Raw genomic sequence first — 12,146 nt, forward strand, 5'->3', positions numbered from 1 at the left:
GGACAAGACCATGTCAACAGCCGACCGTATCGAGATCCGTGGCGCCGACGCCGCACGGTTCGACGAGATTCTGACTCCGGATGCCCTCACCTTCGTGACGCGCCTGCATGACGCGTTCGCGCACCGCCGCCAGGAGCGACTGCACGCCCGCATGGAACGCCGCGTCACCGTCGAGAACGGCCGTGACCTGCGCTTTCTCGCGGCAACCGCCTCGATCCGCGCCGACGACACCTGGCGCGTCGCCGGCGCCGGGCCGGGCCTCGAAGACCGACGGATCGAGATCACCGGACCCGTCGACCGCGAAAGCGCCGTGAGGGCGCTGAACTCCGGGGCCAGGGTCTGGGGCGCCGACCTCGAAGACGCCACCAGTCCGACCTGGCCGAACATCGTCGAAGGCCAGCTCACGCTCTTCGACGCGGTGCGGCGCCAGCTCGAGTACACCGACGACGACGGCCGTACAGAGCGACTCCGCACCGGGGAACTGCCGACGATCGTGATGCGCCCGCGCGGCTGGCACCTGGTCGAGAAGCACCTCCTGTATACCGACCGCGCCGGCCAGAGGCAGGCGGCATCCGCATCCCTCGTCGACTTCGGGCTCTACCTGTTCCACAACGCGCAGAAGCTGATCGACTCCGGAACGGGGCCGTACTTCTACCTGCCGAAGATCGAGGACCACCTCGAGGCTCGGCTGTGGGACGATATCTTCACGTTCAGCGAGAACGCGCTGGGCCTGCACCCCGGAACCATTCGGGCGACGGTGCTCATCGAGACGATCTCGGCCGCATTCGAGATGGAGGAGATCCTCTACGAACTCCGCGACCACTGCGCGGGGCTCAACGCGGGGCGCTGGGACTACCTCTTCAGTTTCATCAAGAGCTACCGTCATCGTGGGTCGCAGTTCGTCTTCCCCGACCGGGAGAACATCCCCATAACGGCTCCCTTCCTGCGGGCCTACACCGAGCTCCTGGTCTCGACCTGCCACAGGCGCGGGGCGTATGCCGTCGGGGGCATGAGTGCATTCATCCCGGATGCCTCCCGGCCTGAGCTCACCGAGATGGAACTCGGGCAGGTTTCCGAAGACAAGCGGCGGGAGGTGCAGGACGGCTTCGACGGTACATGGGTCGCCCATCCGGCTCTCATCCTGACGGCTCGAGCCGAGTTCGACACGGTGCTCGGTACCCAGCCGAACCAGATCGACCGGCTGCGACCCGAGGTGCAGGTCACGGCCGAACAGCTGCTCGACGTGCGATCGCTCGACAAGCGAGTCACGGATGCCGGGGTCACCTCGAACATCTCGGTGGCGCTCCGCTACATCGAGAGCTGGCTGCGGGGGATCGGGGCGGTGGAGCTCGAGAACATCGTCGCCGACGCTTCGGCCGCCGAGATCTCGCGCGCCCAGCTGTGGCAGTGGATCCACTACTCGGTCGTCACGGTCGAGGGCACGCGCATCACCACCGAGTCCGTGATCGCCGAACTCGCTGCCCAGGTGCGCGCAGCCGATCGTTTCGACGGCGACCAGTTCGACACCGCGGCCGATCTCGTGCGCCTCGTCGCGCTCGAGGAGGAGTTCCCGACCTACCTGACGATTCCGGCGTACGCGCACTACCTGGTCGACATCGCCGAGAGCCTGGCGATCGCGGCCTGACGCCGTGAACCGCTCTGCGCTGTAGATCCCCTGACGTTGTTGAGAGGAATGGAACGATGACCGATCGAATACCGGCGGCGGGCCTCTCCGTCGTAGCCCCGCTCCACCGTTTCGTCGCCGAAGCTCTGCCGCAGGCGGGCCTCGACGCCGACACGTTCTGGGCGGGGGTCGCCGATCTGCTGCGGGACCTCACCCCGCGGAACGCAGAGCTGCTGCAGATCCGGGACACACTGCAGAGCCAGATCGACGACTTCCACCGGGCTCACCCCGGAGCGGTGGATCCGGTGGAGTACACCGCCTTCCTGGAGGGCATCGGCTATCTCAAAGCCGACGGGGGCGATGCGGAATCCGCTGCCGCCTTCGTCATCACCGAGGGCGTGGACGTCGAGATCCGGGCGCAGTCCGGCCCGCAACTCGTCGTTCCGCTGCTCAACCGCCGGTTCGCGGCCAATGCCGTGAACGCGCGCTGGGGGTCGCTCTACGATGCCCTCTACGGCACCGATGCGATCGACCGCTCGGGCGAGCTGGCGGTCGGAGCGGCCTACAACCCGGTGCGCGGAGCGGCGGTCGTTGCGGCTGCGCGCCAGGTGCTCGACGGGGCGATCCCGCTCGAGTATGGCGGCGTCGACGGCGGCAGCGCCAGCCACGCCGACGCGCTCGGGTATTCCGTCGTCGGTGGTGCCGTCGAGGTTCGCACGCAGCGGGGAACGGCCACCCTCGTCGATCCCGCGGCCTTCCTCGGCTACCGCGGAGCCCCGGCCACGCCCGAGGCCCTCGTCTTCGTGCACCACGGGCTGCACCTCGAGATGGTGATCGACCCCGGGCATCCGATCGGCCGCACCGACAGTGCGAGCATCTCCGACGTGCTGCTGGAATCCGCCGTCACCACCATCATGGATCTCGAAGACTCGGTCGCTGCTGTCGACGCCGACGACAAGGTGGTCGGTTACCGCAACTGGCTCGAATTGATGTCGGGAACCCTGTCAGAAGAGGTGGTGAAGGGCGGCCGATCCTTCGTTCGCGGCATGAATCCCGATCGGGAGTACACGGCTCCGGATGGGGGCACAGTCACCCTCCGAGGCCGGTCGCTGCTCTTCGTGCGGAACGTCGGGCACCTGATGCGCACCGACGCGATCCTCGACGGGAACGGCGAGGAGGTGTTCGAGGGAATGCTGGATGCGGTGATGACCGCGCTCGGTTCCGCCTCCGACATCCGGGGTCGAAGCGCCCTGCCGAACTCGCTCACCGGGTCGATGTACATCGTGAAACCGAAGATGCACGGGCCGGCCGAGGTGGCCTTCGCCGTGGAGCTCTTCGCCCGCGTCGAACAGCTGCTCGGCCTGCCAGAACGGTCGATCAAACTCGGCATCATGGACGAGGAACGGCGCACGTCGGTGAATCTGGCGGCCTGCATCAGGGCCGCCGCCGACCGGGTGGTCTTCATCAACACCGGATTCCTCGATCGCACCGGCGACGAGATCCACACCTCGATGCTCGCCGGGCCCTTCGTTCGGAAGGCCGAGCTGAAGACCCAGCCGTGGATCGCAGCGTACGAGGCGTCGAACGTCGACATCGGTATCGCCGCCGGCCTCCCGGGGCGCGCGCAGATCGGCAAGGGGATGTGGGCCATGCCCGATCTCATGGCCGACATGCTCGAACAGAAGGTGCAGCATCCACTGCAGGGTGCGACCACCGCCTGGGTGCCCTCGCCGACCGCCGCGACCCTCCACGCGCTGCACTATCACCGCGTGGATGTGCCCACCGTGCAGCGGCAGCTCGCCTCGCGCACTCCGGCACCGCGGGCGGAGATCCTCCGCATTCCGCTGGCCACCCGGCCGTACAGTGCGGCAGAGCGGCAGGCCGAGCTCGACAACAATGTGCAGGGCATCCTCGGCTATGTCGTGCGCTGGGTCGACCAGGGCATCGGATGCTCGAAGGTGCCCGACATCCACGACGTGGCGCTGATGGAGGACCGGGCGACGTGTCGCATCTCGTCGCAGCACGTGGCGAACTGGTTGCTGCACGGCGTCATCACGGCGGAGCAGGTGGACGAGTCGCTCCGGCGGATGGCGGCGATCGTCGACTCGCAGAACGCGGATGACCCGCTCCACCGGCCGATGGCTCCGGGCTTCGACGGCGGTGCGTTCCTCGCCTCGCGGGCGCTCATCTTCGAGGGCATCCGGCAGCCGAGCGGCTACACCGAACCGATCCTGCACCACTACCGCCGCCTCGCGAAGGCGCAGGCCGACGCCGCGGGGAGGCGGCTGGCGGCTGCGGTCTGAGCTCGCACACACTCATTTCCGAGCACTAGTCATTTATATTTGCTCGGCTCTACTGTTGCGACTATGCTTATTCCCGAACAACGACAGACAGGATCTGTTCGTTACTCGTGCGAGAACCCCGCCACGTGCGGGGTTCTTGCGGTTGTAGAGTAATCCTCGTTATGCCTGAGAAACTCGTTGCAGCACTCCACCCGGCCCGTCTGTCGTCCTACGAATCGGAGTGGGCGCGCCTCGCGGGCGTATCCCCGACCAGTGTGAGCCGACCCGCGGTGGCTGCTCTCTATGTCTGGCAGGTCTCGCTCGGTTCGGCTTGGTACGAGACGCTCGCCTTCACGGAAGCGATAGTTCGCAATGCTCTTGATCTCTCTCTTCGCGCGTGGAACATTCGCGAGGGTCGATCTGAGGACTGGCTCGAGGACAGCAGCGCCCCGCTGGCTGGCTTGGTCGCGCAATCCGCGAAACGCTCCCGCCAGCGAGCGACGCAGGCGGTACTCAAGCGTTCGGCGTGGCACTCTCGTCATGGAGTGATCGTCTCTCTCGACGATCGAGTGGCGCAGCTTGATTTCGGGAGCATCTGCTTTTTGCTGCCGCAGGACGCTCCCGCGCGCCGCGCAACCAACGGATCCGGCTTCACTGGCCGCGAGAATCTCTGGCTCCATGCGACGCGTTCGGCGTTCCCGTTGCTAAGTGCGGACTTCACGAGAGGATGGCAGGGGCAGCTTTCGCCGGGTGTTCCAGTCTCCGTGCAGAACGCCTATGCCGCGGGGCACGCACTTGAACGCCTCCGGCGACTTCGAAACCGAATCGGTCATCACGAGCAAACGTTTCGGGTGGACCACGCACGACGGCTCAGAGATGTGACGCTTCTTGTTCGGAGCATCAGTTCTGGCGCTGCGGATGAGCTTGAGGCGCTCGATCGAGTGCGTCGTACTCTGGCGATGAGGCCACGTCCGTGACTCAGCGGAGGCTCGCAGCGGGGTGAGACATCGACAGACGGGGGCCCGGGCGGTCACTCCGGGCGGGGGAGGCGGCGGCGCTCCCAGGAGCGCGTGATGTGGGAACGCATCGCTTCGGATGACGCACCGGGGTCCCCATCCTCGACACCGTCGAGCACGGCTCGGTGCTCGTCGAGCGTCAGGGCGAAGGCGTCTGCGCCCGGAGCGCCGTGGAAGCGGAAGTTCTCGCTGGCGCGCCGGAGCAGCGTGCGGGCGATGGACCGGGCGAGATCATTGCCCGAGATCTCCATCAGGAGGGCGTGGAAGGCCTGGTCTGTCTGCGAGAAGAGGTCGGGATCGTCGACGGCTGCGCTCATCGCGTCGAACGCCGCTCGAAGCTCCTCGAGTTGTGCCCGGGTGCGCCGGAGGGCGGCCCGGCCGGCCATCGACGACTCGAGTTCGCTCCGCACCACGGCGAGTTCGTCGAGGATGCCGAGGGTGCTGTCGTTCTCGATCATGGTGGAGATGACGACGCGGTCGAGCACGTTCCACTGCTCCCGGGCGGCGACCTCCGTGCCCCGCCCCTGCGACACGATCACCAGCCCTTTCTCCTCGAGCCGCTTCACCGACTCGCGGATGACCGTGCGACTGACCCCGAACTGCGCAGCCAGGTCGGCCTCCGGTGGCAGCACCTGGCCCTCGGCCACGGAACCGGTGACGATCGCTGCGACGAGGTCGTGCACGACCTGCACGCCGAACCGGGCGGCGGGCGCCTGCCGGATGCCGAGGGGGCGGAGGGTGTCTGTTCGAGACGTGTCAGGCTGGGACATGCGCTCAGTCTAGGGAGCGATCATCCGCCGTCCTAGCCCCGTAGAACGGGCGTCGAACCGATCGATTGCGTAAACATCACATGTATGATCTAATTGCGTCAGCCGCCAAAGATGGCGCGCAGTCGTCAATGACGTCGACCTGAAAAGGACACGATATGGCATCACAGCATCGTCGTTTCGCTCGCCTCCTCGCAGTCACCGCTGCGGTGGCCACGGTCGGGCTCCTCTCAGCCTGTTCGGGCGGCGACACGGGCGCCTCGGACAGCGGTCTGGGTTTCCAGAGCGTCGAACAGGTCGCGGACAGCCCGATCACCGTCTGGGTCGACGCGGCCAGGGAGCCGATCGCCACGGCGTTCAAGGCGGCCAATCCCGACATCCCGATCACCATCGAGACCTACGACGGCAACGCTGGCGGCAGCGACTCGTTCAAGACGAAGATGGCGCTCTTCGACCAGTCCGGGGAGGGCTGGCCCGACGTGGTGTTCTCGACCCAGACCAACGATGCCTCCTGGGCTGCGCAGGAGTCGAACGGTGTGCAGGCCTTCGCGGCGCCCCTGAACAAGGGAGTGCTGGATGACTCGTTCCTCAGCGGGTTCACCGCCGGAGCGAATGCGCCGATGACCGTCGACGGAACCGTCTACGGTCTCCGGAACGACCTCGCCCCCGTGGTGCTCTGGTACAACCAGAAGCTGCTCGACCAGTTCGGCTACACCGTGCCCACCACGTGGGAGGAGTACGAGGCGCTCAGTGACAAGCTCGCCGCCGACCACCCCGGCTACATCCTCGGCTCCGTCGGTGACGGCTTCACGGGGACGTACGTCTACTACTGGGGTGCGCAGGCGCCGATCTTCCAGGTCGACGGCGACGCGTTCTCGACGAACTTCGCCGACGACCACTCGAAGCGCATGACGGCCCTGCTCGACCACATGATCGCCAACAAGACGCTCGTGCAGGACAGCGTGTTCGGGGCGAACTTCGCCAGCTACTCCGACAAGCTCGTCGCGATCCCCGGCCCGGCCTGGTATTCGGGAGCTGTCTTCCAGAACACGGCCGGCCTGAACGTGCCCGCCGGTGAGATCGGTGCTGCTGCTCCTCTCTACTGGAACGGTGAAGACAAGGTGACCGGCAACGTCGGTGGCGGTGTCTGGTACGCCTCGAGCCATTCGAAGAACCTCAAGGCTGTCGCGGACTTCCTGAAGTACGCGGTCAGCTCCGACAAGGCCGCCGAACTCGCCTCCGGGCTCCCGGCCTACACCGCGACGTCCGACGCGTGGCTGAAAACCCAGTCGGGCAGTGGCTACTTCGTGGGAGACTTCGCCGGGGCCGTGAACACCGCGGCAAGCAGTGTCTGGGACGGCTGGGGATTCCCGAGCTTCAGCCCGGAGACCGCGTACTCCAGCATCGTGATCCCGGGACTCGCGGCAGGCAAGTCCGTCGCCGATCTCGTGCCGGCCTGGGAAGCGGAGATCAAGAACGAAGCCCAGGTCCAGGGCTACACGGTGAAGTAAGGAAAAGCTCATCTCTTCCAGCACACTGATCGCGCCTGCTGTCGACTCCCCACAGGGTCGGCAGCAGGCCGCGCAGGGGCGACGACGCCCCGATCGTTCCCAGACCGTCATGGGCTACGCGTTCTCCAGCGGCTACGGCATCCTGCTCCTCGCTTTCGGTGTGCTGCCGACGCTCTACGCCATCTTCCTGGCCTTCACCAAGAACGGCTCGTTCGTCGGTCTCGACAACTTCTCGAAGGTCTTCGGCGACTACCGCTTCTTCCCCGCCGTGCAGCACGTCGCCCTGTACCTCGTGGTCTACCTCGTCTGCCTGATCCTGTTCGTCGTTCTGCTCGCGCTCATCGTGCACGCGGTGCGTTCCCGGTGGCTCTCGACCAGCGTGCGGTTCCTCTACTACATCCCGGGGGCGCTGGCCGGTGCGTCGAGCGTGCTGCTCTGGCTGTTCCTGCTCGACCCGACCGTCAGCCCCGTCGCCTTCGTGCTGCGGGGGATGGGGCTCGACTCCTTCGTGCAGACGGTCTCGATCGACAACCTGCCGGTGATCTTCACGATCATCGCGTTCTGGACGGGTGCCGGCGGCTGGATCGTCATCATGTACGGCGCCCTGAACAACATCAGCGAAGAAGTGATGGAGGCCGCCCGAATCGACGGTGCCGGCCCGATCGGCACGGCCTGGTACATCCAGATCCCGATGCTCCGCAAGTGGATCTCCTACATGGGCATCATGGCGCTCGCGGCGGGAACGCAGCTCTTCGTCGAACCGCGCGTGCTCTCCCAGGCCTCGAAGGGCGTGGTGCCGCCGGACTACTCGCTGAACCAGCTCGCCTACCTCTACGCGTTCAGCCAGAAGGACTTCAACGGCTCGGCGGCCATCTCGCTCATCCTTCTCGTCGTGGCCGTGGGCCTCGCCGCATTCTTCGTCTTCCGTGGAGGCCTCTTTGAGCGCGAATAGTCTGACCGCCACCCGGCCTGCGAAAAGGGCGCCGGCAGCAGCTCCGGCGCCAAGCGTCACCGGGTTCGCCCCCGGGCGCTGGGTCAAACGCGCGCTCGCGTTCGTGGTCGCCGGCTTCTTCCTGATCTTCTTCGTTCTGCCGATCGCCTGGTTGCTGCTGGCGCCCACGAAGACGTCCCGCCAGCTGCTGCTCGACCCTCCGTTCAGCTTCGGGTCGCTCCAGGCGCTCGGCGACAACTTCACCCAGCTGGCGCAGTTCCAGAACGGCATCATCTGGGTGTGGCTCGGCAACTCGGCGCTCTACACCGTCTCGGCGCTCGTGCTCACCCTAGTGGTCTCGATCCCCGCCGGTTACGCGCTGGCGATGACCGACTTCAAGCTGCGCCGCACCCTGCTCATCACCACGCTTGTCGTGATGCTGATTCCGAACACCGCGCTGGTACTGCCGATCTTCCTCGAATTGAGTGCGGTGAAACTGATCGGATCCCCGCTCGCGGTGATCCTGCCGTTCTCGTTCTTCCCGTTCGGGGTCTACCTCACCTACATCTACTTCTCGACGAGCATCTCGCGCGACCTCCTCGACGCCGCGCGCATCGACGGTGCGGGGGAGCTCCGGGTGTTCTGGCAGGTGGCGATGCCGCTGGCGACCCCGGTGATCGCCCTGGTCGGGTTCTTCAACCTGGTGGGCAACTGGAACAACTACTTCCTGCCGTTCGTCACGGAGCCCGGGCGGAAGTCGCCCGTGCAGGTGGGGCTCGCCGAGTTGCTCTCGAACGTGCCGCTGTTCAATCCCACGTCGGCCGGCTCGGTCACGATCGGCCTGCCCGTGCTCGCTCTCGCAACGATCGTCTCGGTGGCTCCGGTGCTCATCATCTTCCTGTTCTCGCAGCGATTCCTCGTGACGGGCATGACAGCCGGTGGAACGAAGGGATGACCGGCGGCGCCACTTCGCCTGCCGGAGCACCGGCGCCCGGTGGGAGGGTGCACCGGCCGTGAGGGTCATCGACACGCACGCTCACCTCTGGAGGCGTTCCCGCACGCCCCAGCCGTGGATCGACCCGGCCTCGATGGCCGTCATCGACCGCGACTTCTGGTTCGAGGACCTGGCTCTCATGCAGCGGCAGTCGGGCATCGACGGCGCTGTGCTCGTGCAGTCGGTCAACGACACGCAGGAGAGTGTCGACCTCCTCTCGCTCGTCGACGGGCGTGCCGTTCTCGGCGTGATCGGCTGGATCGACCTGGAGCAGGATGTCGCGGCCCAGCTGGCCGCGCTCCGGGAGCAGCCGGGCGGGCACCGCCTGCTGGGCATCCGTCACCTGGCGCACCTCGACCTCGACCCCGAGTGGCTGCTCCGGCCCACCGTCGACCTCGCGGCTCTCGGCGATGCCGGGCTGCCCTTCGACCTGGTGGTGCGGGCAGACCAGCTCGGCATCGCGGAGCACGCCGTCGCGGCGCATCCCCGAACCCGGTTCGTGCTCGACCACCTCGGCAATCCGCCCCTCACCTCGGGCGACCTGGCAGGGTGGCGCCACGATCTCGGCTCCCTGGCCCGTCATGAGAATGTCGTCGTCAAGCTCTCCGGGCTCACTCTGCAGACCGACTGGTCGAACTGGTCGGTCGATGATCTGCGGGAGCCCGTCGACGTGGCCCTCGACCACTTCGGGCCGTCACGCGTCATGTTCGGCAGCGACTGGCCACTCGTGACGCTGGCATCGGATGCGCCATCCTGGGTCGACATCGTGCGGGAACTGGTGCCGACCGCCCTGCACGACAACGTCTTCGGCGGCACCGCAGAACGCGTCTACCTGGAGGAGCACCATGCGTGATCGCGCCCTACACGGAACCGGCATCCGGCTCACCGAGCTCGCCTTCGGCGGGGCCTCCCTCGGCAACCTCTACACGGTCACCAGCGAGTCGGATGCGCACTCGAGTGTCGCCGAAGCCTGGCGCCTGGGCATCCGGTACTTCGACACGGCGCCCCACTACGGCCTCGGGCTCTCCGAGAGGCGGCTCGGGGCAGCGCTCGGCGCCCACCCGCGCGCGGACTATGTGCTCTCGACGAAGGTCGGGCGGCTGGTCGTGCCGAACGAGAACCCCACGGAATCCGACACCGAGGGGTTCGCCGTTCCCGGGGACCTCCGTCGCGAGTGGGACTTCTCCCGCGACGGCGTGTTGCGCTCGGTGGAGGCGTCACTCGAGCGTCTCGGCACCGACTACATCGACATCCTGTACCTGCACGACCCCGACACGAGCGGTATCGACGATGCCATGACGACGGGCGCTGCGGCGCTGATCGAGTTGCGGGAGCAGGGCGTCGTTCGCGCCGTCGGCATCGGATCGAATTCGGCCGGGGCTGTTGCGCAGCTCTTCCGCGAGTCGGACATCGACCTGGCGATGCTCGCCGGCCGCTACACCCTTCTCGAACAGCACGGTGCCGACCGGGTCTTCGAGGCGGCGGGGGAGCGCTCGATCGTCGCCGTCGGTGTCTTCAACTCGGGGCTGCTCTCGACTTCGCGCCCGCTTCCGGGCGCGAAGTACAACTACGAGCCGGCCTCCGCCGAGATCCTCGCGCGGGCGAACGAGCTGGCCGACCTCGCCGAGGCGCACGACACGACGCTGCCCCAGGCGGCCATCGCCTTTCCGCTCCTCAACCCCCAGGTCGCGAGCGTGGCGGTCGGCATGCGCACGGCGGAGCAGGTCGCCGCGAACGTCGAGCTGCTCGAACGCCGGCCGACCGCTGCGCTCTGGAGCGCGCTCGGCGTCTAGCGGTGCCCGGCCCGGCGCCGGGCGGGCTACTGCTCCGCGACCATCCGGAGCCCGGCCCGCTCGGGGCGCACGTGGGGGCCCTCGGCGATCCGCCAGCCGGCGGTGGTGCGGATGGTCGCGAGCGCGTCCACGTCGACCGTGATGCCGAGGCCCGGCTCGTCGCCGAGCACGATGCCGCCGTCGCTGATGGTCTGGTCGACCCTCAGGCCGAACGGGGTCTCGAGGTCCTGCACCTCGGTGGTGAGATGGTTCGGCACGGCTGCGGCGGCGTGCGCGACCGGATTGCAGTTGTAGCCGACCGGGCTGACCGGCAGATCGTGCGCAAGGGCCAGCGCGGAGACCCGGAGGAAGTGCGTGATTCCCCAGACCATGCCCGTCTGCACGATGTCGACGGCTCCGGCGTCGAGCAGCGGACGATACTGCTCCAACCCGACGAGGTTCTCCCCGGTCGCAAGCGATGCCTTCACGGCGGCCGTCACGGCGCGGTTCCCGTGGGCATCCCACCGCCTGACCGGCTCCTCGATCCAGGTCAGCGGCACCTCGGACTCCACCTCGGTGACGTACTGCACCGCCTGCTTGCGGTGCCAGGACTCGTTGGCGTCGAGCATCAGGGCGGGCCGCGCGGAGTTCTGGCGGAGCACGTTCTGAACGGCCTTCAGCCGCCGGATGTCCGTGGCGGGGTCGAGCCCGCCCTTCACCTTGCCGCTCGAGAAGCCGCGGTCGGCGTAGCGCTGGTGCAGGGCGACGAGCTCGTCGTCGCTGAGCGCGATGTCGAGACCGGACGCATAACCCGGAACGAACCGGTCGCGGGCTCCGAGCGTGCGCCACAGGGGCTCGTCGGCCATCTTCGCCTTCAGGTCCCACAGGGCCATGTCGAGGGCGCCGACGGTTCCGAAGGTGGCACCGGCGTGGCCGGTCTTGAAGACGTGGGCGAGCATCCGGTCGTAGAGGGCGGTCACGGCGCGGGGATCCTCGCCGACAACGGCGGGGAAGATCCGTTCGATGTCCGAGTGCGGGCCCACTCCGACGCCTGTCAGGCCGCCGTCGGTGTGCACGAGCAGGATGGGCACCTCGGTCACTCCGCCTGCGACGAATCCGTTGACGTCTCCGATCGGGCGTCCCCAATCATGCACCGTCATGAGGCTGGAGTAATGTGTGATCTTCATTTGTGCCCTCGCAAATCGACAGTGGTCCACGCAAAAGACAGCATACATCATATGTCTCGACT

At 67.2% G+C, this 12,146-nt stretch carries 10 protein-coding genes; 8 read left to right on the top strand and 2 right to left on the bottom strand.

Features of this window, described 5'->3' with window-relative positions; translation table 11 throughout:
• Nucleotides 1-10: 10 nt before the first annotated feature.
• The 3 genes from aceB to B7R21_RS19660 all read left to right on the top strand — a co-directional run bounded on the left by aceB (nt 11) and on the right by B7R21_RS19660 (nt 4,883).
• Nucleotides 11-1,645 carry a malate synthase A gene (aceB, locus tag B7R21_RS03135; RefSeq protein ID WP_116281804.1) on the top strand — a complete coding sequence of 545 codons (1,635 nt, stop codon included), beginning with the start codon at nt 11-13 and terminating at the stop codon, nt 1,643-1,645.
• A gap of 56 nt (nt 1,646-1,701) precedes the next feature.
• Nucleotides 1,702-3,927: a malate synthase G gene (locus B7R21_RS03140; protein ID WP_116281805.1), complete on the top strand. Its 2,226-nt coding sequence runs from the start codon at nt 1,702-1,704 to the stop codon at nt 3,925-3,927.
• Between the two features lie 161 nt (nt 3,928-4,088).
• A complete protein-coding gene (locus B7R21_RS19660) occupies nt 4,089-4,883 on the top strand; it encodes a hypothetical protein (protein ID WP_147305788.1) in 795 nt (264 codons plus the stop codon).
• A gap of 53 nt (nt 4,884-4,936) precedes the next feature.
• Here the strand turns inward: B7R21_RS19660 and B7R21_RS03145 are convergent, their stop codons facing one another.
• A complete protein-coding gene (locus tag B7R21_RS03145) occupies nt 4,937-5,692 on the bottom strand; it encodes a FadR/GntR family transcriptional regulator (RefSeq protein ID WP_116281806.1) in 756 nt (251 codons plus the stop codon).
• 155 nt (nt 5,693-5,847) lie between these two features.
• Between B7R21_RS03145 and B7R21_RS03150 the strand changes: the two genes are divergently transcribed.
• The 5 genes from B7R21_RS03150 (at nt 5,848) to B7R21_RS03170 (ending at nt 10,918) form a co-directional block, all read left to right on the top strand.
• Nucleotides 5,848-7,200 carry an ABC transporter substrate-binding protein gene (locus B7R21_RS03150; protein ID WP_116281807.1) on the top strand — a complete coding sequence of 451 codons (1,353 nt, stop codon included), beginning with the start codon at nt 5,848-5,850 and terminating at the stop codon, nt 7,198-7,200.
• A 109-nt stretch (nt 7,201-7,309) separates the two neighbouring features.
• Entirely contained in the window at nt 7,310-8,152 is an 843-nt protein-coding gene (locus tag B7R21_RS03155; RefSeq protein WP_253259611.1) for a carbohydrate ABC transporter permease, read from the top strand.
• A complete protein-coding gene (locus B7R21_RS03160) occupies nt 8,139-9,086 on the top strand; it encodes a carbohydrate ABC transporter permease (RefSeq protein WP_116281809.1) in 948 nt (315 codons plus the stop codon). The genes B7R21_RS03155 and B7R21_RS03160 overlap by 14 nt, the downstream gene beginning before the upstream one ends.
• A 58-nt stretch (nt 9,087-9,144) precedes the next feature.
• Nucleotides 9,145-9,978, top strand: coding sequence for an amidohydrolase family protein (locus B7R21_RS03165; protein ID WP_172592029.1), 834 nt, complete (start codon nt 9,145-9,147; stop codon nt 9,976-9,978).
• Complete coding sequence (locus B7R21_RS03170) at nt 9,971-10,918, top strand: aldo/keto reductase (RefSeq protein WP_172592030.1); 948 nt, start codon at nt 9,971-9,973, stop codon at nt 10,916-10,918. The genes B7R21_RS03165 and B7R21_RS03170 overlap by 8 nt, the downstream gene beginning before the upstream one ends.
• 26 nt (nt 10,919-10,944) lie before the next feature.
• Here B7R21_RS03170 and B7R21_RS03175 read toward each other — a convergent pair whose 3' ends face one another.
• Nucleotides 10,945-12,057 (bottom strand): mandelate racemase/muconate lactonizing enzyme family protein, encoded by a 1,113-nt coding sequence (locus B7R21_RS03175; RefSeq protein WP_253259612.1) that lies wholly within the window; start codon nt 12,055-12,057, stop codon nt 10,945-10,947.
• Nucleotides 12,058-12,146 lie beyond the last annotated feature (89 nt).

Origin of the sequence: Subtercola boreus (assembly GCF_003399625.1) — a bacterium.
In the GTDB taxonomy this organism is placed as follows: Bacteria; Actinomycetota; Actinomycetes; order Actinomycetales; family Microbacteriaceae; genus Subtercola; species Subtercola boreus_C.

Bases quoted from the DNA above. Each gene is read 5' to 3' on its own strand.
- aceB (WP_116281804.1), top strand. From the start codon at position 11: ATGTCAACAGCCGACCGTATCGAGATCCGTGGCGCCGACGCCGCACGG.
- B7R21_RS19660 (WP_147305788.1), top strand. From the start codon at position 4,089: ATGCCTGAGAAACTCGTTGCAGCACTCCACCCGGCCCGTCTGTCGTCC.
- B7R21_RS03145 (WP_116281806.1), bottom strand. From the start codon at position 5,692: ATGTCCCAGCCTGACACGTCTCGAACAGACACCCTCCGCCCCCTCGGC.
- B7R21_RS03170 (WP_172592030.1), top strand. From the start codon at position 9,971: ATGCGTGATCGCGCCCTACACGGAACCGGCATCCGGCTCACCGAGCTC.
- B7R21_RS03150 (WP_116281807.1), top strand. From the start codon at position 5,848: ATGGCATCACAGCATCGTCGTTTCGCTCGCCTCCTCGCAGTCACCGCT.
- B7R21_RS03175 (WP_253259612.1), bottom strand. From the start codon at position 12,057: ATGACGGTGCATGATTGGGGACGCCCGATCGGAGACGTCAACGGATTC.
- B7R21_RS03155 (WP_253259611.1), top strand. From the start codon at position 7,310: ATGGGCTACGCGTTCTCCAGCGGCTACGGCATCCTGCTCCTCGCTTTC.
- B7R21_RS03140 (WP_116281805.1), top strand. From the start codon at position 1,702: ATGACCGATCGAATACCGGCGGCGGGCCTCTCCGTCGTAGCCCCGCTC.